Raw genomic sequence first — 22,861 nt, 5'->3', positions numbered from 1 at the left:
CGACCGTCACTCGACGCCGAGCAGGACCTCGACCGCGCGCGCCATGAACGCGTCGACCGCCGGCTCGCCGTACGCGTCACGGCCCTTGCGACGCCGGAACGTCGCCGAGCGCACCTCGCCCGAGGTCAGCGGGACGCCGCGGTCGAAGTACGCCACCAGCCGGTGGCACAGCTCGTCGACGTCGGCCGGCTCGTAGCCCTGCTCGCGGCCCTCGGGCGGCGCGAACCGGTCCCCGTCGGGCCGGCCCAGGCGGCCGTACAGCGTGCGCGCCTGCTCGCCGAGCTGGCCCATCCACGCCTGCTGGCCGTGCTGCGCGACGTACTCGGCACGCGCCCGCGCGACGAACGCCGACTCCAGGCGGTCGAGCGCCGCGTCGACCGCGGCCGTCGCGTACCCGCCGCGCACCATCTCGAAGCCGACCCGCCGCACGTCCTTCGCGGACAGCGCCGTGCCCGGACCCTGCTCGTAGAGCTGTCGGGCGTGGTCGAAGAACTCGTCGACCTCGTCAGGGTCGTACCCGGAACGTAGACGCGACACGGTCCGGAACATCCCGTCGCTCACTCGTCCTCCTCCGCGGCGAGCTGGCCGCACGCACCGTCGATGTCGCTGCCACGGGTGTCCCGGATGGTCGTCGGGATCCCGTGCGCACGCAAGCGTGCCACGAACTCCTGCTCGACCCGGGGATCGCTCGCCGTCCACTTCGAGTTCGGCACCGGGTTGAGCGGGATCGGGTTGCAGTGCACCCAGCCCCTGCCGCGCGCGTTGAGCTTCTCGCCCAGCAGGTCCGCGCGCCACGCGTGGTCGTTGATGTCCCTGATCAGGGCGTACTCGATCGACACCCGGCGGCCGGTGACCTCGAAGTAGTGGTACGCGGCGTCCAGCGCCTCGTCGACGTCCCAGCGCGTGTTGACCGGCACGAGCTCGCTGCGCAGCTCGTCGTCCGGCGCGTGCAGCGACAGCGCGAGCGTCACCGGGATGCCCTCGTCGGCGAGCTTGCGCATCGCCGGGACCATGCCGACCGTCGACACCGTGACGTTGCGCGCCGACAGCCCCAGACCCTCGGGCGCGGGCGCGACGAGCGTGCGGACCGTCGCCATGATCGCCTTGTAGTTGGCGAGCGGCTCCCCCATGCCCATGAACACGACGTTCGACAGGCGCGTCGGGCCGCCCGGGACCTCGCCCGCCTGCAGCGAGCGCGCCGCCTCGCGCACCTGCTCGACGATCTCCGCCGTCGACAGGTTGCGTGTCAGGCCCATCTGGCCCGTCGCGCAGAACGCGCACGCGAGACCGCAGCCCGCCTGGCTCGAGATGCACAGGGTCGTGCGGTTCGAGTACCGCATGAGGACCGACTCGACCTTCGCGTGGTCGAACAGGTGCCACAGCGTCTTGACCGTCGTGCCGCCGTCGGCCGTCTGCGTGCGCGCCTTCGTGAGCAGCGTCGGGAACAGGTCCTCGACCAGCTTCTCGCGGCTCGCGGCGGGCAGGTCCGTCATCGCGTCCGCGTCCGCCGTCAGGTGCGTGAAGTAGTGCGTCGCGAGCTGCTTGGCACGGAACGGCTTCTCGCCGAGGGCCGTGACGGCCGCGACACGCTCGTCGGGCGTGAGGTCGACGAAGTGGCGCGGCGGCTTGCCGCGCGGCCCGCGCACGGGCGACGAGAGGTCAAGGCGGACGGGGGTGGCAGGCACGGGGGTACTCCGGGACGAGAGGGCGGTGCTCAGAACAGCACGGGCGGCGGCTGGAGCATCGTCAGGATGAGGTAGACGGCGGGCGCCGTCAGCAGGAGCGAGTCGAGGCGGTCGAGGACCCCGCCGTGACCCGGGACGAGGCGGCCCATGTCCTTGAGCTCGAGGTCGCGCTTGAGCATCGACTCCGCCAGGTCGCCGAGCGTCGCCGACACCACGGTCGACAGCCCGAGGAACACGCCGACCAGCGGCTCGCCCTCGAACGCCACCTGGATGCTCACGACGCCCACGACGCACGCGAGGACGACCGAGCCCGCGAGCCCCTCCCAGGACTTCTTCGGGCTCACCGACGGTGCGAGCGGGTGCCGGCCGAGCAGCACGCCGACCGCGAACCCGCCCGTGTCGCTCGCGACGACGAGCAGGATGAACACCAGGACGCGCGAGGGCCCGTCGCTCTCCGCGAGCATGAGCATCACGAAGCCGGCGAGGAACGGCAGGTACGCCGCCGCGAACGCGCCGCCGATGATGTCGCGCAGCGCGCGCGACCCGCTGCCGTCGAGCACGCGCCACACCATGACGCCGCCGACGGTCAGCATGAACGAGACGAACAGCGCCTCGGCGCCCGCGGTGTACGCCGAGACGAGGATGCCGACCGCGCCGACGAGCAGCGGCAGGAGCGGCAGGTGGATCGCGCGGCGCGCGAACGCCTGCGCGAGCTCCCACAGACCCGCGCACACCACGAGCACGGCGAGCGCGACGAACGCCTCCTTGCGGATGAACAAGGACACGACCACCACGACGAGGAGGCCGACGCCGACCGTGATCGCGACCGGGAGGTCGCGACCCGGCTTCGTCGAGCGGGGGGCTGCGAGCTGCGTCATCAGACCTCGAGGAGCTCGCTCTCCTTGGCCGCGAGCAGGTGGTCGATGAGCTCGACGTGCTTCTTGGTGAGCGCCTCGAGCTCCTTCTCCGCGCGCGTGACCTCGTCCTCGCCGGCCTCACCGTCCTTGACGATGCGGTCCAGCTCCTCCTTGGCCTTGCGGCGCACCGAGCGCACCGAGATGCGCGCGTCCTCGGCCTTGTGCTTCGCGAGCTTCACGAAGTCGCGCCGACGCTCCTCCGTGAGCGCGGGCAGCACCACGCGGATCACGTTGCCGTCGTTCGTCGGGTTCACACCCAGGTCGGAGTCGCGCAGCGCCTTCTCGACCGCCGCCATCGACGACTTGTCGAACGGCGAGACGAGGATGGTGCGCGCCTCGGTCACGTTGAACGACGCGAGCTGCTGCAGCGGCGTGGGCGCACCGTAGTAGTCGACGAAGATCTTCGAGAACATCGCCGCGTTCGCACGACCGGTCCGGATGGTCGCGAAGTCGTCCTTGGCGACCTCGACGGCCTTGTCCATCTTCTCCTCGGCCTCGAAGAGAGTCTCGTCGATCACCGGTGCTCCTAGGTGTCGGTCGTGCCGGGTGGCGGGGTGGGACTGCGGTACGGGCCGTCGGCTCAGCCGACGGTCACGGTCGTGCCGATCTTCTCACCTCGCAGGACGCGGGTGACGTTGCCCGCGCCCTCGAGGCCGAAGACCTGCATGTGCATGTCGTTGTCACGCGCCATCGACAGCGCGGTCTGGTCCATGACGCCCAGGTCGCCCACGATCGCGTCGGTGTAGCTCAGGTGCTCGAGACGCTTCGCGTCGGGGTCCTTGCGAGGGTCCGCGGTGTACACCGCGTCGACGCCGTTCTTCCCCATGAGCACCTCCTGGCAGTGCGTCTCGAGGGCGCGCTGCACGCAGACGGTGTCGGTCGAGAAGTACGGCATGCCGGCGCCCGCACCGAAGATCACGACGCGGCCCTTCTCGAGGTGCCGGATCGCGCGCAGCGGGATGTACGGCTCCGCGACCTGGCCCATCGTGATCGCGGTCTGCACGCGCGTGCTCACGCCCGCCTGCTCGAGCAGGTCCTGCAGCGCGAGGCAGTTCATCACGGTGCCGAGCATGCCCATGTAGTCGGCGCGCGCCCGGTCCATGCCGTTCTGCGCGAGCTCGGCGCCGCGGAAGAAGTTGCCACCGCCGACGACGATCGCGACCTGCACGCCCGCCCGGACCGCCACCGCGATCTCCTCGGCGATGCGCCGGATGACGTCGACCGCGAGGCCGACCGCGCCACCCCCGAACGTCTCGCCCGAGAGCTTGAGGAGCACCCGCCGCGGGGCGGCGCTCGTCTCGTCGGTGGTGGGGTCCGGGGTCACAGCGCCTCCTGCAGGCTGTCGGGGTGGTCCTATGACGGTGGCCCCGGCCGTGGGCCGGGGCCACCGATCAGGTGTGTGCGTCAGGCGCCCACGCGGAACCGCACGAACGCCGTCACCGAGCCGCCGACCTCGGCCAGCACCTGGGCGACCGACTTCTTCGGGTCCTTGGCGAACGGCTGGTCGAGCAGCACGGTCTCCTTGAAGTACCCGCCCAGGCGACCCTCGACGATCTTCGGGAGCGCGCCCTCGGGCTTGCCCTCGTTGCGCGCGGTCTCCTCGGCGATCTTGCGCTCGTTCTCGACGGTCTCCGCCGGGACCTCGTCACGCGAGAGGAACGTCGGCGAGTACGCCGCGATGTGCGTCGCGATGTCGCGCGCCACCGAGGCGCCCGCCGCGTCCGTCGCCACGAGGACGCCGACCTGCGGGGGCAGGTCCTTGTTGACCTTGTGCAGGTACACCTCGACGTGCTCGCCGGCCACGCGGGCCAGGCGACGCACGACGACGCGCTCACCCAGGGTGGCGGCCGTCTCGTCGACGATGTTCTGCACCGTGGTGCCCTCGTGCTCGGCGCCCGTCAGCGCGTCCGCGTCGCGCGCACCCGTGGCCACGGCAGCGGCCAGGACGCGGTCGGCGAGCGAGATGAACGCCTCGCTCTTCGCGACGAAGTCGGTCTCCGAGTTGACCTCGACCAGCACGCCGGTCTGGCCCTCGCCGTCGGCCGTCGGGCCGACGTGCGCCGCCACGAGACCGTCGGAGGCCGCGCGGCCCTCACGCTTGCCGACGCCCTTGAGGCCCTTGACGCGGATGATCTCGAGCGCCTTCGCCGAGTCGCCGTCCGCCTCCTCGAGCGCCTTCTTGACGTCGAGCATGCCGGCGCCGGTCTTCTCGCGCAGGTCCTTGATGTCCTGGAGCGAGTAGTTCGCCATCAGTGGTGTCCGTTCTTGTCGATGGAGCGGGGTGCGGACGAGCGGGTGCTCAGGCCTCGTCGGCCGGCGCGGCCGGCTCGTCGGCGGCGGGAGCCTCGGCAGCGGGGGCCTCGGCGGGAGCCTCGGCGGCAGCCGGCGCCTCGGGGGCGGCCTCGGCAGCCGGCGCGGCGGCGAGGTCGGCCTCGGCGCCCGCGAGCAGCTCGCGCTCCCACTCGGCCAGCGGCTCGGCCTCGGCCTCGGCGCCGCCCTCGGCCGACGCCTTGCCCGAGTGACGCTTGAGCAGACCGTCCGCGACCGCGTCCGCGATCACGCGGGTGAGCAGCTGCACGGCGCGGATCGCGTCGTCGTTGCCCGGGATCGGGTAGTCGACCACGTCGGGGTCGCAGTTGGTGTCGAGGATCGCGACGACCGGGATGCCCAGCTTGCGCGCCTCGTCGACCGCGAGGTGCTCCTTGTTCGTGTCGACGATCCACACGGCCGAGGGGACCTTGGCCATGTCACGGATGCCGCCGAGCGTCTTCGCGAGCTTGTCCTTCTCGCGGCGCAGGACCAGGAGCTCCTTCTTCGTCAGGCCCGAGGCCGCGACGTCGTCGAAGTCGATCTGCTCGAGCTCCTTGAGGCGCTGCAGGCGCTTGTGCATCGTCGAGAAGTTGGTGAGCATGCCGCCCAGCCAGCGCTGGTTGACGTAGGGCATGCCGACGCGGGCGGCCTGCTCGGCGACCGGCTCCTGCGCCTGCTTCTTGGTGCCGACGAACAGGATCGACCCACCGTGCGCGACGGTCTGCGACACGAAGTCGTAGGCGCGGTCGATGTAGGTCAGCGACTGCTGCAGGTCGACGATGTAGATGCCGTTGCGCTCGGTGAAGATGAAGCGCTTCATCTTGGGGTTCCAGCGGCGGGTCTGGTGCCCGAAGTGGACACCGCTCTCGAGCAGCTGGCGCATGGTCACGACGGCCATGGCACTTCCTTCCGTGGCGTGCCGCAGCGGCGGCACGCACGTCGGGCGGGGCGCATCTGATGAGCCCCGCGTTGCGGTTGTCGGCCCCGGCGGTCGCCGGTGCCCCTGGCGCCATGACGGCCCGCACCGCGACCACCGGCGAGCCGGCGTCCACGGACCTGTGCGGGCACGCCCCGCGGTACGTGACCGGGCTCGGCAGCGGGTAGCCGCCGGACCGGTCGCGACCAGGATGATGGCGCGCGAAGTCGACCGGCTCTCACCGGTCGCGCGGCAAGTCTAGCCCACCACCGCCCGTGCCCCCGACCGTGCCCCCGACCGTGCCCCCGACCGCGCCCCCGACCGCGCCCCCGACCGCGCCCCTGACCGTGACTCCGACGGCCGCCCCGCACGCACCAGCGATCGCGCCGCCCGGGCACGCCCCACGCGCGACCCGACCCCAGCCCCGCGCGAGCCGCGCCGCGTCCACAGCGACCCACCCGGCCCGGGCGCCCACCGCGACGGCACGGCACGGTGGCGCCATGAGCGAGAGGCGCCCGGACCGCGGACCCGAAGGAGGACGACGGCCGGCGCGAGCCGTGCGGGTGGGCCTCGTGGTGTCCGCGCTCGTCGCGGCCGTCCTCGTGGCCCCGGCGGCAGCGTCCGTCGTCGCCCCCGTGCCCGCGCGGGAGGCGGCCGGGTCGGGCTACGAGCTGCCCGTCGTCGGAGCACGCGTGGTGCGCGGGTTCGAGGCGCCGCCCCAGCCGTGGGCAGCCGGTCACCGCGGCGTGGACCTCGCGGCGGACGTCGGGGGCGTCGTCGTCGCACCGCAGTCCGGCGTCGTCGCGTTCGCCGGACGCGTCGCCGGCAGACCGGTGGTCACCGTCCGGCACGACGACGGGCACCTCACGAGCCTCGAGCCGGTCACGACGAGCGCGGCCGTGGGCACGCGCGTCACGCGCGGCTCCCCCGTCGGCGCCGTCGACGACGCGCTCGGGCACTGCGCGCCGGCGACGTGCGTCCACTGGGGCGTGCGCGTCGCACCCGAGCGCTACGTCGACCCGCTCACGCTCGTGAGCGGTCTCGGGCCGGTGGTGCTGCTGCCCGGATGACCGCCACGGGGACGACTGCGGGACGGGCAACGGTCCGGCCGCCGCCGGTCGGGCGCCTGCGTCGGCCGCGCTGGGTGTCCGTCAGCCGCGCTCGGCGTCCGTCAGCCGCGCTCGGCGTCCGTCAGGCGCGTGCGCAGGCGCGTCATGGCCGCGGTGTGCATCTGCGAGATGCGCGACTCGGTCACGCCGAGCACCCGGCCGATCTCCGCGAGCGTCATGCCCTCGTAGTAGTACAGGACGACGACGATGCGCTCCCGCTCGCCGAGCTGCTCGATCGAGCGCGCGAGCAGGTGCGCGGTCTCCGCGTCGGCGAGCGTGCCGGCCGGGTCGTCGATCCGGTCGTCGCACAGCGTGTCGCCGAGCGAGACGCCGCCCGCGCGGTCCTCGCCGCCGAGCAGCTCGTCGAGCGCCGCGAGGTTCGACGTCGCAAGCTGCGAGCACACCTGGCGCAGCTCGGTCACGGGCACGCCGAGGTGGGCCGCGAGCTCCGCCTCCGTGGGCGCGCGGTGCAGCGTCGCCTCGAGCTCGGCCTGCGCCCGGTCCACCGAGCGGGCCTTGGTGCGTACCGAGCGCGGGACCCAGTCCATCGCGCGCAGCTCGTCGATGATCGCGCCCCGGATGCGGGAGGACGCGTACGACTCGAACTTCACCGACCGGTCGAGCTGGTACTTCTCGATCGCGTCGATCAGGCCGAACATGCCGTACGAGACGAGATCCGCCTGCTCGACGGTCGCGGGCAGGCGCATGCCGACTCGGCCGGCGACCGCGGTCACGAGCGACGCGTAGTGCAGGATCAGCGCGTCGCGGTGGGCGCGCTCGCCCGTGCTCTTGTACGCGGCCCACGCCTCGGCGACGTCCGGCGTCGGCACGCCGCGCTGGGTCGGGACCTCGGGGAGTGCGATGACCTCAGCGAGCTCCGCGAGCTCGGCGTCGGCGAGCTCCGGGTCGAGCGCGGGGTCGAGCGCGGGGTCGACGACCTCGAGGTCGTGGTCGGCGGGCGCGGCGACGTCGGTGTCGACCGCCTCGTCGAGCTCGACCGCGAACACGCCACGCTGCTGCGGGATCGTCCCGACGGGCGCGGCGTCGTCACGTGCGACGGCACGCACCGCTGCGGGGGCGTCCAGGTGGATCGTCATGATGGGAGTCCGTCCTCAGGCCCGGGGGTGTGCCTGCGCGTAGGCCGAGCGCAGGCGCTCGGCGGATACGTGGGTGTAGCGCTGGGTGGTCGAGAGGCTGGAGTGGCCGAGGATCTCCTGCACGCTGCGCAGGTCCGACCCTCCCTCCAGCAGGTGGGTCGCGGCGGAGTGCCGCATGCCGTGGGGGGCGAGGTCGACGCCGGTCGCGCTCGTCGCGCGGTGCACGACCGTGCGGACCTGACGCTGGTCGACGCGGCCGCCGCGTGCACCGACGAACAGCGCGTGGCCGGCGTCGGCGACCTGGCCGCGCACGCGCAGCCACGCCTCGAGCGCACGGGCCGCCGGGACGCCGAACGGCACGACCCGCTGCTTGTCGCCCTTGCCCGTGACGCGCACGGTGCGCTGCGCGAGGTCCACGTCGCCGACGTCCGCGCCGCACAGCTCGCCGACCCGCACGCCCGTGGCGTACAGCAGCTCGAGCATCGCCCAGTCGCGCACGCTCAGGGGCTCCTCGTCGTGCGCGAGCTCGGCGAGGGCGTCGAGGGCGTGCCGGGCGGAGTCCTGGGACAGCACCGCGGGCAGCGTGGCCGCCGTGCGCGGGGACGCGAGCCGCAGCGCCGGGTCGGCCGCGACGTGACCGGTGCGCGTGGCCCAGCCGAAGAAGGTCCGGGCGCTGGCGCCGCGGCGGGCGAGCGTGGCGCGGCTGCGCTGGTCGGCGGCCATCGAGGCGAGCCAGGCGCGCAGCGTAGCGAGGTCGACGTCGGTCAGGGCGCGGGCACCGTGCCGTGCGGCGTACGCCAGCAGCGCGTCGACGTCGCCGACGTAGGCGCGCACGGTGTGGGGGGACAACCCGCGCACACTGCTCAGGTAGGTCGAGAACTCCGCGAGCAGGCGCGCGCGACCCGGCGCCTGGGCGGTGATCTCAGCCACGTTCATGCGAATACGGTGACGGCTTTCTGACGCGGGAACAAGCCTCGAATTCACCCGTGCGGCGTAACCGTGGGCAATTCTTTCCCGATTGTCCGAATTACACCGGACATTCTGCGCAGACCACTGACGCGTTTCACCCGCTGCGTTACCGAGATCACACCGGACTCGCCGTCCAGCCTCCGCCCCCGCGTCGCGCGAGGCCCGCGAGCTCGAGCAGGCCCAGCGCGCCGATCGCCTCGGTGGCCGAGACACCCGCCGCCCGGGCAACCGTCTCGACGGGTCGTGGCGCCCGCGTGCTGAGCGCGTCGTGCACGCGCCGTGCGAGCGGGTCGACCGCGTCCAGCGCGCGCGAGGGCTCGGCGTGCTCGGGCGCCGCGTCCGCACCGATCGCGCCCGCGAGCTCGAGGACCTCCGCGGCGTCGGTGACGCAGACCGCTGCGCCGTCGCGCAGCAGCCGATGGCACCCCGCCGAGGCCATCGACGTGACGGGCCCGGGGACCGCGCCCACGGGCCGGCCGATCCGCAGGGCGTGGTGCGCGGTCGACAGCGCGCCCGAGCGCCACGCCGCCTCGACGACGACCGTGGCCGCACCCAGCGCCGCGATCAGCCGGTTGCGCTGCAGGAAGCGGCTGCGCGTGGGCAGGCTGCCCGGCGGCACCTCGCCGACGACGGCACCACCGCAGGCGACCGCCTCCTCGACCAGGCGCGCGTTGCCCGCCGGGTAGGCGCGGTCGACGCCGCCCGCGACCACGACGAGCGTGCGGCCGCCGCCCGCGAGCGCACCGCGGTGAGCGGCCGCGTCGATGCCGTACGCGCCGCCGGACACGACCACCCGCCCGGCCTGCGCCAGCCCGACCGCGAGGTCGACGGCGACGCCCTCGCCGTACGCGGTCGCCGCGCGGGCGCCGACGAGCGCGACCGCACGCGCCCCGCCCAGCTCGCCGCGCACCCACACGCAGCTCGGCGCTGCGGCACCGAGCCCGTCGAGCCCGACGGGCCAGTCCGGGTCACCGGGCACCACGACCCGTACGCCCTCGCCGCGCACCGGCGGCGGCCGCCCGGGCGACCAGCCGTCCTCCCCCAGCCGGCGCGCGCGCGGACCCCAGCGCGTCACGGCCCGCGTCAGCCGCGCGGCGGACCGCGGGGACGCGGCCGCGGGCAGCGGCGCACGCCCGCCTGCGCTCGCGACGACCCACCGCCACGCGTCGGCCGCGCCGAGCTGCGCCACGAGTGCGCCCGCGACCTCGTCACCGGGCTCGGCGAGCGCACTCCACGCCGCGCGGGCCCAGCGCTCCTCGTCGGCGATCACGCGCCCCTCCCTCGCGTCCGCAGCGCGAGCGCCCGGCCCACCTCGGTCCGGCCCGGCGCGGTCCGACCGGCGAGGTCCGCGAGCGTCCACGCCACACGCAGCACGCGGTCGGCGCCGCGCCGGCTGAGCGTGCCGCGGTCGACGGCCCGGTCGAGGTCCGCGACGAGCGCGCGGTCGGGTCCCAGCCGCTCGCGCAGCCACGGCCCCGGAGCCTGCGCGCACGTGCGCCACGGCAGCCCGGCGAAGCGCTCGGCCTGCGCGGTGCGCGCGTCGGCGACCCGGCGGGCGACCAGGCGCGTCGGCTCCCCGCTCGCGTCGGTCGCGCGCGACGGCTGCAGCTCGACCTGCAGGTCGACGCGGTCGAGCAGCGGACCGGAGAGCTTGCCGAGGTACCGGCGACGCTGCTCGGGGCGGCACGTGCAGGCCAGCCCCTTGCCGACCGCCATGCCGCACGGGCACGGGTTCGCCGCGAGCACGAGCTGGAACCGGGCGGGGTAGCGCGCCGTCCCCTGCGCCCGGTGCAGCACGAGCTCGCCGTGCTCGAGCGGCTGGCGCAGGGTCTGCAGCACGGCGGTCGTGAACTCGGGCGCCTCGTCGAGGAACAGCACGCCGAGGTGGGCGCGCGACGCCGCCCCGGGACGCGGGACGCCCGAGCCCCCGCCGATGACGCTCGCGGGCGTCGCCGTGTGGTGCGGGTCCTCGTACGGCGGGCGGCGCAGCAGCCCCTCGCCCGCGTCGAACGTCCCCGCGACCGAGTGGATCGCGGTGACCTCGACGGCCTCGTCCTCGGTGAGGTCGGGCAGCAGGCCGGGCAGGCGGGACGCGAGCATCGTCTTGCCCGTCCCGGGTGGGCCGACCATGAGCAGGTGGTGCCCGCCCGCCGCGGCCACCTCGAGGCACAGCCGCGCCTCGTCCTGGCCGACGACGTCCGCGAGGTCGGGCACGACGGCCGCCGGCGACGCCGCGACCGGCTCGGGCGCCGTGGGTGCGACGTCCGGCACCTCGACGTCCGCGCCGTGGGCGGCGAGCACGTGCGCGAGCGTGCGGGCGCCGTGCACCCGCGCACCCGGCACCAGCGCCGCCTCGGCGACGCTGGCCTCCGGGACGACGACCCGGGGCCGGCCGGCCGCCACCGCGGCGACGACCGCGGGCAGCACGCCGCGCACGGGACGCAGCCGCCCGTCGAGGCCGAGCTCACCCAGGTGCACGACGCCGCGTACACGCTCGGGGTCCACCACGCCCGCCCCCGCGAGCGCTGCGACCGCGATCGCGAGGTCGAACCCCGAGCCGGACTTCGGCAGCGTCGCGGGCGAGAGGTTCACGGTCACGCGGCGGTTCGGCCACGTGAGCCCGCTCGACGTCACGGCCGCGCGGACGCGGTCGCGCGACTCCGCGAGCGAGGTGTCCGGCAGCCCGACCAGCGTGAACGCGGGCAGGGCCGCCGCGAGGTGGGCCTCGACCTCGACGACGTGCCCGACCATGCCGACGAGCGCGACGCTCAGCGTGCCGCCCAGCGCCACGTCAGCACACCCCCCGCAGGTGCTCGACCTGCGCGGCCCCCGCGCGCGGCAGCAGCACGGCGATCACGTCGACCCGGACCGACGCGACGCGCACGTCGTGCTCCGCGAGCCACTGCGCCGCGAGCCGCCGGACGCGCGCGAGCTTGCGCCACGTCACGGCCTCGGCGGGCGTCCCGTACGCGGTGGAGCGACGCGTCTTGACCTCGACGACGACGAGCTCGTCGCCGTCCATCCCGACGAGGTCGAGCTCGCCGTGCCGGCACCGCCAGTTGCGGTCCAGCACCCGCCACCCGCTCGCCTCGACGTGGGCAGCGGCCACGTCCTCCCCGTACCGCCCGACGGCGTCCTTCGCGCGCACGCGCACCACCTCCGCCGCCGATCGTGGCGGGGTGGACGCCCCGGGCCGCGGGGGGCGAGCCCCTGCTGTGGAGCGGCAGCGCCGCGCAGGGGGCTGGGGTCGGGTGGCGACGAACCGCGCCGAGGCGCCGGCCCGCCCCGGCCGGCAGGCGTCAGCGCGGGAAGCCCGCGCCGCCGCCCAGGTCGAGCTCCGCCTTCGCGAGCTCCTCGACGTTGACGTCCTTGAACGTCACGACACGGACCGACTTCACGAAGCGCGCCGAGCGGTACACGTCCCACACCCACGCGTCGGCGAGCGTCAGCTCGAAGTACACCTCACCGGCCGCCGAGCGGACCTGCAGGTCCACGTGGTTCGCCAGGTAGAACCTGCGCTCGGTCTCCACGACGTACGAGAACAGGTTCACGACGTCCCGGTACTCGCGGTAGAGCGCGAGCTCCATGTCGGTCTCGTAGTTCTCCAGGTCCTCGGCACTCACGTGCTCATCATCCCCCACGCGACGGCCTCGTCGTCCCACCGCGCCGCACCGTCGTCGTCCAGCCGCGCCGAGCGCGGGGAGCCCGCCACGAGCGGCACCGCGTCGGCGGCGGCCGGGTCCTGCGCCGCCGGGCCCGTCAGGCGCCACGAGCGGCGGTGCAGCACGCACGGCCCGAGCTCCCGCAGCGCGGCCAGGTGGTCGGGGCTCGCGTACCCCTTGTTCTCGTCCCAGCGGAAGTGCGGGTGCTGCGCCGCGAGCTCGACCATGAGCGCGTCGCGCTCGCACTTCGCGAGCACGCTCGCGGCGGCGACGCTCGCGCACGTGCGGTCCGCCTTGACCTTCATCTGCACGCGCGGCGCCGCGAGCACCGGCGCGTCGAGGTCGAACAGGTCGCGCTGCGCGGGCGGCGTGAGCCAGTCGTGCGAGCCGTCGAGCACGACGACGTCCACGGGCCCGGTCGTCGCGCACGCTGCGGCCAGCGCCCGGTGACCGGCGAGCCGCAGCGCGGCGATGATCCCGATCTCGTCGATCTCCGCGGCGCTCGCGTGACCCACGGCCCGCGACAGTCCCCAGCGCCGCAGCCGCGGCAGCAGCGCGGTGCGCGCGGCCGGGGTGAGCAGCTTGGAGTCGGCCACACCCTGCGGCGCCGAGCGCGTCCCGGCGTCGACGACGACCACGCCGACCGAGACCGGACCCGCGAGCGAGCCGCGACCCACCTCGTCCATGCCCGCGACGAGCCGTGCGCCGTCCCGCAGGAGCGTGCGCTCGAGCCGCAGGTGCGGACCAGGTCGCGGTGCGCGCGCCCGCACGGGACCGGTCGGCCGGTCCGGCGCGGTCGTCGAGCGGTCGTCGAGCGCGGTCATGACGGGTCGGGGACGTCCTTGAACGTGTCGGCGGGGTTGCGCAGCACCTCGGCCCGGTCGAGAGGCCAGACGAGCACGAACGCCTTGCCGACGACGTTGTCGATCGGGATGGAACCGCCGCCCGCGTCACCCAGGTGGGCGCGCGCGTCGCGCGAGCTCTGCCGGTTGTCGCCCATGACCCACAGGCTGTCCGGCGGGACGGTGATGTCGAACGCGAGCTGGCTGGGCATCGCGCCCGCCGCGAGGTACGGCTCGTCGATCGCGACGCCGTTGACCGTGACGGGCTCACCCGGGCCCTTGCACGCGACGCGGTCGCCGGGCATCCCGATCACGCGCTTGACCAGGTGCTCGCCCGCGTCCTGCGGGTAGAGGCCGATGAACGTGAGCACGTCGTTCACCGTGTGCCGCCAGCCCGTGGTCTCCTCGGGCTTCTGGCCCTCGAGCCAGCCGCCCGGGTCCTTGAACACGACGATGTCGCCGCGCTCGAGGTCGAACGGGCCGGGCGTGAGCTTGCTGACCATGATGCGGTCGTTCACGAGCAGCGTGTCGTACATCGACGAGCTCGGGATGAAGAACGCCTGCACCAGGAACGTCTTGATGAGCCAGGACAGCACCAGCGCCGAGACCAGGATGATGCCGGTCTCGCGCAGCAGCGATCCGCCCGCGCTCGTCCTGCGCCGCGGGCCCTTGCCGCGCTCGGCGCGGCGCCGGTCGGCCCTGCTCAGGGGCTCTGCCGGCTGCTCGCCCGGCGCACCGCCCTCGTCGGGTCGGTTCCCGTTCGGGTCGCCGGGTCCCTCGACAGCCGTCGCCGCGCCGTCCGCGGTCCACGTGTCCGGTTCGTGCATGCTCTCCTGCTCCGTCTCCCCGCGCCCCGACGGCACCGCCGCCCCGGCCTGCCCCTGCCCGGTCTCCTGGTCACGCGGCGGCCAGCCGAACGCGCCGGAGGGCGCCTGCTCGTCGTCGGGTCGCAGGGTCACCGGGACACTCTCGCACGTCGACCCGTGTGCCGGGTGCACGGATCGCGACGTGGTCGGGCGGTTCGCCCGACGACATCCCGACGGCGGAGACCGTGAGGGCGGCCACCCGGAAGGTGGCCGCCCTCACGGACGGGAGTCGTGCGCGTCGACTCAGGCCTGAGCGGCCGTGTTCTCGCGCTTCTCCTTGATCTTGGCCTTCTTGCCCCGCAGGCCACGCAGGTAGTACAGCTTCGCGCGGCGGACGTCACCACGGGTGACGACCTCGATGGACTCCAGCGAGGGCGCGTGCACCGGGAACGTGCGCTCGACGCCGACCTGGAAGCTGATCTTGCGGACGGTGAACGTCTCGCGGACACCGGAGCCCTGGCGGGCGATGACGACGCCCTGGAACGCCTGGACGCGCGAGCGGTTGCCCTCGACGACCTTGACGTTGACCTTGACGGTGTCGCCCGGGCGGAACTCCGGGATGTCGGACCGCAGCGCGGCGGCGTCGACCTGGTCCAGCGTGTGCATGGTGTTCTCCTCGTCCTGCGCACGGGTCAGGAGCGTGATGTCGGGGGCGGGCGCAGCGCGTCGTGCGCGGGCTCGCCCCGGTGGTCTGGTTCGGCGGTGCGTCCGGACCGGCTGCGCCGGGACCGGTGGGTCGTCGGTCGTCTCCCCCGTGGCAGAGACGCGACCGCGCGCGCACCAGCGGACAAGTCTGCCACAGGGCAGGTGACGCCCGGTAATCGGACGCCGGTGCGACCCGGGTGTCCCGCGTCAGCCGCCCTCGGGCGCCGCGTCCGCCCCCGGGTCGTCGAGCTGCGCGAGCACCTCGCGGTCGTGCCGGTCGAGCGCGTCGTCACCGAGCACCGCCAGCATGTCCGGCCGGCGCGCGGCCGTGCGGCGCAGGGCCTCGTCGCGACGCCAGCGGGCGATCCGGGCGTGGTGCCCCGAGAGCAGCACGTCGGGCACGTCGAGCCCGCGCCACGACGGCGGCTTGGTGTAGACGGGGTACTCGAGCAGCCCGGCCTCGCCGTGCGACTCCTCGACGAGCGAGTGCGGGTTGCCCACGACGCCCGGCAGGAGCCGCGCGACGGCCTCGACGAGCACGAGCGCGGCGACCTCGCCGCCGTTGAGCACGTAGTCGCCGATGGAGTACTCGGTCACGCGCACCCCTGCCGCGCCGTAGTGCTCGGCGACGCGCGCGTCGATGCCCTCGTACCTGCCGCACGCGATCACCAGGTGGTCCTCGCCGGCCAGCGCGTGCGCCGTGCGCTGCGCGAGCACCTCGCCGGACGGCGTCGGCAGCAGCAGGTGCGCGCCGGGCGTGAGCACGTCGTCGAGCGCCGTGCCCCACACGTCGGGTCGCATGACCATGCCCGCACCGCCGCCGAACGGGGTGTCGTCGACCGTGCGGTGCCGGTCGGTGGTCCAGTCCCGCAGGTCGTGCACGCGCAGGTCGAGGATCCCGGCCTCACGCGCCTTGCCGACGAGCGAGAGCCCGAGCGGCGCGAGGTAGTCGGGGAAGATCGTCAGGACGTCGATGCGCACGGGCGTCAGCCGTCCTGCCCGCCGGCGTCCGGCGCGTCGTCCGGGCCCGCCGTCTCGTCGGACACCACGAGGTTCGCCGCGTCCGCGGCGAGCAGACCGCCCGGCGGGTCGAGCACGACCCGTCCGCCCGGCACGTCGACGACCGGCACGATGGCCCGCACGAACGGCACGAGCGTGCGCGCGCCGTCGGGCTCCCGCACGACGAGCACGTCCTGGGCCGGCAGGTGCTCGAGCCCGACGACCTCACCCAGGACGCGCCCGTCGACGTGCTCGACCCGCAGCCCGCGCAGCTCGTGCGGGTACCACGCGTCCTCCTCGTCGGACGCGTCGTCCTCGACGACGAGCGAGACCCCGCGCAGCGCCTCCGCGCCCGTGCGGTCGGTGACCTCCGCGAACGTCACGTACCAGCGGCCCTGCTGGATGCGCGTGCGCACGACGGTCAGCGGGCCGACGCCCGAGCGGTCGGTGCCGAGCACCGTCCCGTCGGCGAGGCGCTCCTCGGGGGTGTCGGTCCGCAGGTCGAGCGCGACCTCGCCGCGCAGCCCGTGCGCGCGTCCGACGCGCGCCACCGTCAGCAGCATGTGGGGGTTCTCCTCAAGGGTGTTCGGGACGACGAGAGGCCCGGCCCCAGGGTAGGGGCCGGGCCTCTCGTCACGCGGCTCGGCGGCCGCGCGACGGCTCGTGCTCGTCGGCTCCGCCGGTCAGCGGCGGTCGACGTCGACCACGTCGACGCGCACCGGACCGTCGGTCGACAGCGCGCCGACCACGGTCCGCAGCGCCTTCGCGGTGCGGCCGCTGCGGCCGATCACGCGCCCGAGGTCGTCCGGGTGCACCCGGACCTCGAGCAGCTCACCGCGACGCAGCGCCACCGAGCTCACCCGGACGTCGTCCGGGTGGTCGACGATGCCGCGCACCAGGTGCTCGAGCGCGTCGGCGAGCATCAGGCCTGCTCGTCCTCGGCGGCGGCCTCGGCCGGCGCCTCGTCCGCCGGCGCCTCGTCGGCGACGGTCTTCTTCTCGGAGGCCTTCGCCTTGACCTTCTCGGCGTCGGCGGCCGCGGCCTCGACGGCGGCCTTCGGGTCGGCCTTGCCGGCCTTGACCTTCAGCGTGCCCTCGGCGCCCGGAAGGCCCTTGAACTTCTGCCAGTCACCCGTGACCTTGAGGAGGGCGAGGACCTGCTCGGTCGGCTGCGCGCCGACGCCGAGCCAGTACTGCGCACGCTCGGAGGAGATGTCGATGAGCGACGGCTCCTCGGTCGGGTGGTACTTGCCGATCTCCTCGATGACGCGGCCGTCACGCTTGGTGCGCGAGTCCGCGACGACGACGCGGTAGTACGGCGCCCGGATCTTGCCGAGACGCTTGAGACGGATCTTCGTGGCCACTGTGTGGTCTCTCCTGGGTTCAGCTGGGGTGTCGCACAGCGCCTTCCCGTGGGGTTGGGCATGCACGTGGCGACGAAGGACGCGTCGAGCGCAGGTAGAGGGGCTGCGCACGACGAGTACAGCCGACCATCATGCCAGACGTCGCGACCCGGCCCCAAGCCGGCCCGACGCGAGCCTCGACGCTCCGCGGGCCGTCCGCGTCACACCTCGTGCGCGGCGGCGCGTCCCACCCGCACGCGGTCGACGGTGTACACGACGAGCGCCGCGGCGCACGCGGCGAGGGTGACCACGAGCACGGCCACGGCGAGCGCGTGGAGCCAGTCCGGCACCGACCCGAGCAGGAACGCCAGGCCGGACGTCACCTGCTCGTCCTCGACGTCGTCGCCGAAGCCTCCGTACCCGAGGAGCACGCCGAGCCCGAGACCCCACCCGAGCACCCGGTACCGGCGCGGCGCGTGGCCGAGGTGGGACCGGACGGTCCCCAGCCCGACGAGCGGGCGCAGCACGGTCGCCACCGCGGCGACGGGCAGCACCACCGTCACCGGCCACCACATGAGCAGCGCGACGCCGCTCCACCCGAAGAACGCGACCTTCGCGACCACGCCGAGGACCGAGCCGACCACGAGCACCGCGGCTGCGACGAGCGCGCGGGTCCGGGTCGCGTCGGGGTCTCCCGCCCGCGTCGTGGGGGCCGGCGGTGCGGCGGGCGTGCTGGTCGTCATGGTCCCTCCGGCCTGCGTGCTGCGGTCACACGATGCAACCACGGCCACCGGCGGCGCGGCAGGCGCACGGCGCGGCCTCACCCGTACGCCGCGACGGGGCCGACCGTGCAGGTGAACGCGACCTCCCGGCGTCCATGCTGGTCAGCGACCCATCAGCGGCAGGTCAGCCGCCCGTCAGCGACCGATGAGCGACACGTCAGCGGTACCGGACGCCCCGCAGGACCACCGCCGACGGCTCGGCGAGGGCGCGCACGTCCCGGCGCGGGTCGCGGTCGAAGACCACGACGTCGGCGCTCGCCCCCTCCGTGATCGCGTCCACGCCGAGCCACTCGCGCGTGCGCCAGCTCGCGGCCGCGACGACCTCGCGCGCCGGGATGCCCGCGGCGACGAGCTCGGCGGCCTCGTCGGCGATCCGGCCGTGCCCGATCGTGCCGCCCGCGTCGGTGCCGACGAGCACCGGCACGCCCGCGTCGTGCAGGTCGCGCACGTGCGCGTGGCGCCGGGCGCCCATCGCGCGCATGCGGGCCGCGAACCGCGGGAAGCGCGCGGCACCCTGGTCCGCGATCGCGTCGAACTGCGCGACCTGCAGCAGCGTGGCCGTCACCGGGACGCCGAGCAACGCGATCCGCTCGATCTGCTCGGGCGTCGCGCCCGTGGCGTGCTCGAGGCAGTCCACGCCGGCGTCCAGGAGCGGGTCGAGCGACTCGGTCGCGAACGTGTGGGCGGTCACGCGCGCGCCGCTGTCGTGCGCTGCGCGCACCGCGTCGACGAGCACGTCGTCGGGCCACAACGGCGTGAGGTCACCGCCGCCGGGCAGGTCGCGGTCGATCCAGTCGGCGACGAGCTTGACCCAGCCGTCGCCGCGCACCGCCTCGTCGTGCACCGCCCCGGGCAGGTCGTGCACGGCGGCGAGCTCGCGGCCGTAGTGCCGCAGGTAGCGCCTGGGGCGCGCCAGGTGGTGGCCCGCGCGGATCAGCCGCGGCAGGTCCCGGCGCGCGTGCACCCACGACGTGTCCGCGGGCGAGCCCGCGTCGCGCACGAGCAGGACGCCCGAGTCGCGGTCCGCGACCGCCTGCCGCTCGGCCGTCGCGGCGTCGACCGCGCCGTCCGCCGCCAGCCCGATGTGGCAGTGCACGTCGACGAGCCCGGGCAGCACCCAGCCCTCGATCCTCGTCGTCGCGCCGCCCGCCGGACGCTCGAACGTGAGCCGGCCGTCGACGACCCACGCGTCGCCGACCTCGCGCTCGTCGTCGAGCACGACCGTCCCCGACAGGTGCAGGACCTCGGACCGGCTCATCGGGTGCGGGTGCCCGTCGTCAGCGGCCCAGGAACTTCTCGAGGCCCGCGGGCAGCTCGAGCGACGCCGGGTCCGGCTCGGGCGCCTGCCGGCCGAGGCCGAACGCCGACCCGGCCGGCGCGCTCGTCGCGGGGCGCCCCTCGAGCGCGGCCTTCTCCTGCGCGGCGCGCTTCGCGGGGTTGCCCGACTTGCCGCGCACCTTGCGCTGGGGCGCGGACTTGCCGCGCGCCTTCTTGCCCATGCCCGGCAGGTTCCCCATGCCCGGGATCCCGCCCGGCATGCCGGGCATCCCCCCCGACTTGGCCATCTGGCGCATCATCTTCTGCGCGCCGTCGAACCGCTCGAGGAGCTGGTTGACGTCCGTGGGCGTGGTGCCCGAGCCGCGCGCGATGCGCGCCCGGCGCGAGCCGTTGATGATCTTCGGGTTGTCGCGCTCGGCGGGCGTCATCGAGTGGATGATCGCCTCGATGCGGTCGACCTCGCGCTCGTCGAAGTTGTCGAGCGCGTCGCGCATCTGCGCCATGCCCGGGAGCATCCCGAACATCTTCTTGAGCGAGCCCATCTTGCGCAGCTGCTGCATCTGCTGCAGGAAGTCCGCGAGCGTGAAGCCCTCGCCGCTCGCGAGCTTGCCGGCCATCTCCTGCGCCTGCTGCTCGTCGAACGCCTTCTCGGCCTGCTCGATGAGCGTCAGGACGTCGCCCATGTCGAGGATGCGCGAGGCCATGCGGTCCGGGTGGAAGACCTCGAAGTCCGTGAGCTTCTCGCCCGTGGACGCGTACATGATCGGGCGGCCGGTGACCGACGCGACCGACAGCGCGGCGCCACCGCGCGCGTCGCCGTCGAGCTTGGAGAGCACGACTCCCGTGAAGCCGACGCCGTCCGCGAACGCCTGCGCCGTGTTCACGGCGTCCTGGCCGATCATCGCGTCGATCACGAACAGGATCTCGTCCGGCTGCACCGCGTCGCGGATGTCCGCGGCCTGCGCCATGAGCTCGGCGTCGACACCCAGGCGGCCCGCGGTGTCGACGATCAGCACGTCGTGCTGTCGCGCGCGCGCCGCCTCGAGGCCCGCGCGCGCGACCGCGACGGGGTCCGCCCCGGCGGGCAGCACGTCGTCGGCGCCCTGGTTGCCCGGGTGCGGCGCGAACACCGGCACGCCCGCGCGCTCCCCCACGACCTGCAGCTGCGTGACCGCGTTCGGACGCTGCAGGTCCGCCGCGACCAGCAGCGGCGTGTGGCCCTCGCCCTTGAGCTGCAGCGCGAGCTTGCCCGCGAGCGTCGTCTTGCCGGCACCCTGCAGACCCGCGAGCAGGATGACCGTCGGCGGGGTCTTCGCGAACCGCAGCGTGCGCGTCTCGCCGCCGAGGATCGACACGAGCTCGTCGTTGACGATCTTGACGACCTGCTGCGCCGGGTTCAGCGCCTGCGACACCTCGGCGGACAGCGCGCGCTCGCGCACCGCACCCGTGAACTGGCGCACCACGGGCACCGCGACGTCCGCGTCGAGCAGCGCGCGACGGATCTCGCGCACCGTGGCGTCGACGTCCGCCTCGGACAGCCGGCCCTTGGTGCGCAGGTTCTTGAACGTCGACGTCAGACGGTCGGACAGAGTGGCGAACACGTGCGTCCTCGCGGGAGAGGGATCAGGGTCGTCCCAGGGTACCCGGGGCGCCCGCCGCACGGTCGCCGAGCTGCACGCGCGCCCGCGCGACGAGGTCGTCGACGAGCGTGCCACGCCACTGGCTCCACGCCGCGGGACCCGCGGCCACGGCGTCGGCCTCGGTGAGCAGGCGCAGCGCGTGCAGCAGGTCACCGCGGTGGTCGACCGCGTCGAGCAGCCGCTGGACGGTCGCCGGGTCGTCCGGGTCCGCGCTCGTCGCGAGCTCGACGAGCGTCAGGTGCTCGCGCACGAGCCGTGCGACGTCCGCCGCGACGTGCTCGCCGAACCCCATGCGCTCGACGATCGGCCCCGCGAGCCGTGCGCCCTCGACCGAGTGGTCGCCCGCACCCGCGCGCTTGCCGATGTCGTGCAGCACGGCCGTCAGCAGCAGCGTGTCGCTGGGCGCGCCCTGCGCGAGCGCCGTGACGTTCGCCGCGGTCTCGACGAGGTGCCGGTCGACCGTGTGCCGGTGCACGGGCGAGCGCTGCGGGCGGTTGCGCACGCCCGCCCACTCGGGGATCCACGTCGTCACGACGCCCGCCAGGTCGAGCGCCTCCCAGATCGGCACCTGGGCGTGCCCCGCGCCGAGGACCTGCAGCAGGTACGTGCGCGCCTGCCGCGGCCACGGGGTCGGCAGCGGCGGCGTCACCGTGAGGTGCTGCACCGACACGGGCGACAGCTGCAGGCCCGTGCGCGCCGCGGTCGCCGCCGCGCGCAGCGCGAGCAGCGGGTCGTTCTCCGGCTCGGCGTCGACCGCGAGCACGATCTCGTCGTTGTGCTGCACCAGGCCCTCGGCGATGGGCCGCAGCCGGGGCGGCAGCCGACGACCCCGCACGAGCCGGGGCCCGCGCGCCGGACGCTCGAGCGCCTGACGCGCGTTGCGCGCCGTGGTGTCGAGCGCGTACGAGATGATCCGGGCTGCCTCCGCGACGCTCGCGAGCAGGTCGTCGCGGTCGTCGAAGCCGACGAGCTCGGCGACCTCGTCCTGGTCCGCGAGCAGCAGACGGTTGGTGTGCCGGCGCGTCGCCACCTGGACCGCGTCGCGCACGTCCAGCAGGTGCGCGTACGCGTGGTCCACCGCGCCGTGCGGGCGGTCCGTGAGCCACGTGGCCGCGAGTGCCGAGAGCACCACGGCGTCCCGGATCCCGCCGCGCGCCTCCTTGAGCTCGGGCTCGATCAGGTACGCGAGCTCGCCGTGCCGCTCCGCGCGCTGGCGGGTCGACGCGAGCAGCTCGGGCAGGCGCCGACGCGCCGCCGCGCGCCAGTCCTCCAGCAGCGCGGACGTCGCGCGCGCGATCACCACGGGGTCCCCCGCGACGTGCTGCAGGTCGAGCATCCCCACCGCCGCCGGCAGGTCCTTGGACGCGACCTGGCGGCACTGGGCCAGCGAGCGCACGGAGTGGTCGAGGTCGAGCCCCGCGTCCCAGATCGGGTACCACAGGCGCTGCGCGAGCGACTGCAGGTCCTCCGCGGACCGCGAGCGGCCCTCGTGCACGAGCAGCAGGTCCAGGTCGGAGACCGGGCTCGCGTCACCGCGACCGACCGAGCCGACCACGCCGAGCGCGACCCCCGTGGAGTCCTCGCCCTTGCTGGCCTCGTCCCACAGCTCCGCGAGCCGCGTGCGCACCAGGCCGGCGATCCGGCTGCGGCGCGCCACGCCGTCACTCGTCGGACCCGTCAGCCGCGTCGCGAGGTCGAGCCGTTCGACGCGCAGGTCCCGCACCCCACGAGCGGGGTGCGGGACCTGCGTGTCGTTCTCGTCCCCGGCCGCGCCCCCCACAGGCGACCGTTCGTCGGACATC

At 74.6% G+C, this 22,861-nt stretch carries 25 protein-coding genes; 1 reads left to right on the top strand and 24 read right to left on the bottom strand.

Going from position 1 to position 22,861, the window contains the following annotated elements; translation table 11 throughout:
• Nucleotides 1-6 precede the first annotated feature (6 nt).
• The 7 genes from F1D97_RS09735 to rpsB all read right to left on the bottom strand — a co-directional run bounded on the left by F1D97_RS09735 (nt 7) and on the right by rpsB (nt 5,810).
• Nucleotides 7-561, bottom strand: coding sequence for a DivIVA domain-containing protein (locus F1D97_RS09735; protein WP_236120329.1), 555 nt, complete (start codon nt 559-561; stop codon nt 7-9).
• On the bottom strand, nt 558-1,685 hold the full coding sequence (gene rlmN / locus F1D97_RS09730; RefSeq protein WP_236120328.1) for a 23S rRNA (adenine(2503)-C(2))-methyltransferase RlmN: 1,128 nt from the start codon (nt 1,683-1,685) through the stop codon (nt 558-560). The genes F1D97_RS09735 and rlmN overlap by 4 nt, the downstream gene beginning before the upstream one ends.
• A 29-nt stretch (nt 1,686-1,714) precedes the next feature.
• Nucleotides 1,715-2,563, bottom strand: a complete 849-nt coding sequence (locus tag F1D97_RS09725; protein WP_236120327.1) for a phosphatidate cytidylyltransferase — start codon at nt 2,561-2,563, stop codon at nt 1,715-1,717.
• Entirely contained in the window at nt 2,563-3,120 is a 558-nt protein-coding gene (frr, locus tag F1D97_RS09720; protein WP_236120326.1) for a ribosome recycling factor, read from the bottom strand. The genes F1D97_RS09725 and frr overlap by 1 nt, the downstream gene beginning before the upstream one ends.
• 62 nt (nt 3,121-3,182) lie before the next feature.
• Nucleotides 3,183-3,926, bottom strand: a complete 744-nt coding sequence (gene pyrH / locus F1D97_RS09715; protein ID WP_236120325.1) for a UMP kinase — start codon at nt 3,924-3,926, stop codon at nt 3,183-3,185.
• A gap of 80 nt (nt 3,927-4,006) precedes the next feature.
• Nucleotides 4,007-4,852, bottom strand: coding sequence for a translation elongation factor Ts (gene tsf, locus F1D97_RS09710; protein WP_236120324.1), 846 nt, complete (start codon nt 4,850-4,852; stop codon nt 4,007-4,009).
• A 49-nt stretch (nt 4,853-4,901) separates the two neighbouring features.
• Entirely contained in the window at nt 4,902-5,810 is a 909-nt protein-coding gene (gene rpsB, locus F1D97_RS09705) for a 30S ribosomal protein S2 (protein WP_236120323.1), read from the bottom strand.
• A gap of 518 nt (nt 5,811-6,328) precedes the next feature.
• Here rpsB and F1D97_RS09700 point away from each other — a divergent pair.
• On the top strand, nt 6,329-6,898 hold the full coding sequence (locus tag F1D97_RS09700) for a M23 family metallopeptidase (protein ID WP_236120322.1): 570 nt from the start codon (nt 6,329-6,331) through the stop codon (nt 6,896-6,898).
• A gap of 101 nt (nt 6,899-6,999) precedes the next feature.
• Here the strand turns inward: F1D97_RS09700 and F1D97_RS09695 are convergent, their stop codons facing one another.
• From F1D97_RS09695 to F1D97_RS09615, 17 genes are all read right to left on the bottom strand, one after another.
• The gene (locus F1D97_RS09695; protein WP_236120321.1) at nt 7,000-8,034 is read right to left on the bottom strand and encodes a FliA/WhiG family RNA polymerase sigma factor; all 1,035 of its coding nucleotides are present in this window, start codon (nt 8,032-8,034) and stop codon (nt 7,000-7,002) included.
• Between the two features lie 15 nt (nt 8,035-8,049).
• Entirely contained in the window at nt 8,050-8,970 is a 921-nt protein-coding gene (locus tag F1D97_RS09690) for a tyrosine recombinase XerC (RefSeq protein ID WP_236120320.1), read from the bottom strand.
• A 148-nt stretch (nt 8,971-9,118) separates the two neighbouring features.
• A complete protein-coding gene (gene dprA / locus F1D97_RS09685) occupies nt 9,119-10,273 on the bottom strand; it encodes a DNA-processing protein DprA (protein WP_236120319.1) in 1,155 nt (384 codons plus the stop codon).
• Nucleotides 10,270-11,793 carry a YifB family Mg chelatase-like AAA ATPase gene (locus F1D97_RS09680; protein WP_236120318.1) on the bottom strand — a complete coding sequence of 508 codons (1,524 nt, stop codon included), beginning with the start codon at nt 11,791-11,793 and terminating at the stop codon, nt 10,270-10,272. The genes dprA and F1D97_RS09680 overlap by 4 nt, the downstream gene beginning before the upstream one ends.
• A 1-nt stretch (nt 11,794) precedes the next feature.
• Nucleotides 11,795-12,151, bottom strand: a complete 357-nt coding sequence (locus tag F1D97_RS09675; protein ID WP_236120317.1) for a YraN family protein — start codon at nt 12,149-12,151, stop codon at nt 11,795-11,797.
• A gap of 151 nt (nt 12,152-12,302) precedes the next feature.
• Nucleotides 12,303-12,626, bottom strand: coding sequence for a DUF2469 domain-containing protein (locus F1D97_RS09670; RefSeq protein ID WP_094179733.1), 324 nt, complete (start codon nt 12,624-12,626; stop codon nt 12,303-12,305).
• Nucleotides 12,623-13,489, bottom strand: coding sequence for a ribonuclease HII (locus F1D97_RS09665; RefSeq protein WP_236120316.1), 867 nt, complete (start codon nt 13,487-13,489; stop codon nt 12,623-12,625). Before F1D97_RS09665 ends, F1D97_RS09670 begins: the two co-directional genes overlap by 4 nt.
• Nucleotides 13,486-14,466: a signal peptidase I gene (lepB, locus tag F1D97_RS09660; protein ID WP_236120315.1), complete on the bottom strand. Its 981-nt coding sequence runs from the start codon at nt 14,464-14,466 to the stop codon at nt 13,486-13,488. The genes F1D97_RS09665 and lepB overlap by 4 nt, the downstream gene beginning before the upstream one ends.
• A gap of 150 nt (nt 14,467-14,616) precedes the next feature.
• Nucleotides 14,617-14,979 (bottom strand): 50S ribosomal protein L19, encoded by a 363-nt coding sequence (gene rplS, locus F1D97_RS09655; RefSeq protein WP_236120314.1) that lies wholly within the window; start codon nt 14,977-14,979, stop codon nt 14,617-14,619.
• A gap of 246 nt (nt 14,980-15,225) precedes the next feature.
• Complete coding sequence (gene trmD / locus F1D97_RS09650) at nt 15,226-15,999, bottom strand: tRNA (guanosine(37)-N1)-methyltransferase TrmD (RefSeq protein ID WP_236120313.1); 774 nt, start codon at nt 15,997-15,999, stop codon at nt 15,226-15,228.
• A gap of 5 nt (nt 16,000-16,004) precedes the next feature.
• Nucleotides 16,005-16,580, bottom strand: a complete 576-nt coding sequence (rimM, locus tag F1D97_RS09645; protein ID WP_236120312.1) for a ribosome maturation factor RimM — start codon at nt 16,578-16,580, stop codon at nt 16,005-16,007.
• A gap of 120 nt (nt 16,581-16,700) precedes the next feature.
• Nucleotides 16,701-16,940, bottom strand: coding sequence for an RNA-binding protein (locus F1D97_RS09640; RefSeq protein ID WP_236120311.1), 240 nt, complete (start codon nt 16,938-16,940; stop codon nt 16,701-16,703).
• A complete protein-coding gene (gene rpsP, locus F1D97_RS09635) occupies nt 16,940-17,380 on the bottom strand; it encodes a 30S ribosomal protein S16 (protein WP_236120310.1) in 441 nt (146 codons plus the stop codon). Before rpsP ends, F1D97_RS09640 begins: the two co-directional genes overlap by 1 nt.
• 200 nt (nt 17,381-17,580) lie before the next feature.
• On the bottom strand, nt 17,581-18,102 hold the full coding sequence (locus F1D97_RS09630; RefSeq protein WP_236120309.1) for a hypothetical protein: 522 nt from the start codon (nt 18,100-18,102) through the stop codon (nt 17,581-17,583).
• Between the two features lie 196 nt (nt 18,103-18,298).
• A complete protein-coding gene (locus F1D97_RS09625; RefSeq protein WP_236120308.1) occupies nt 18,299-19,399 on the bottom strand; it encodes an amidohydrolase family protein in 1,101 nt (366 codons plus the stop codon).
• Between the two features lie 19 nt (nt 19,400-19,418).
• Complete coding sequence (ffh, locus tag F1D97_RS09620; protein ID WP_236120307.1) at nt 19,419-21,020, bottom strand: signal recognition particle protein; 1,602 nt, start codon at nt 21,018-21,020, stop codon at nt 19,419-19,421.
• Nucleotides 21,021-21,042: 22 nt separating this feature from the next.
• The gene (locus F1D97_RS09615) at nt 21,043-22,860 is read right to left on the bottom strand and encodes a [protein-PII] uridylyltransferase family protein (RefSeq protein ID WP_236120306.1); all 1,818 of its coding nucleotides are present in this window, start codon (nt 22,858-22,860) and stop codon (nt 21,043-21,045) included.
• Nucleotide 22,861: the final 1 nt, after the last annotated feature.

Source organism: Cellulomonas palmilytica (assembly GCF_021590045.1).
GTDB classification, from domain to species: Bacteria; Actinomycetota; Actinomycetes; order Actinomycetales; family Cellulomonadaceae; genus Cellulomonas; species Cellulomonas palmilytica.
The sequence above is the reverse complement of the archived record's forward strand: the minus strand, read 5'-3'. Positions and strand labels throughout refer to the sequence as shown.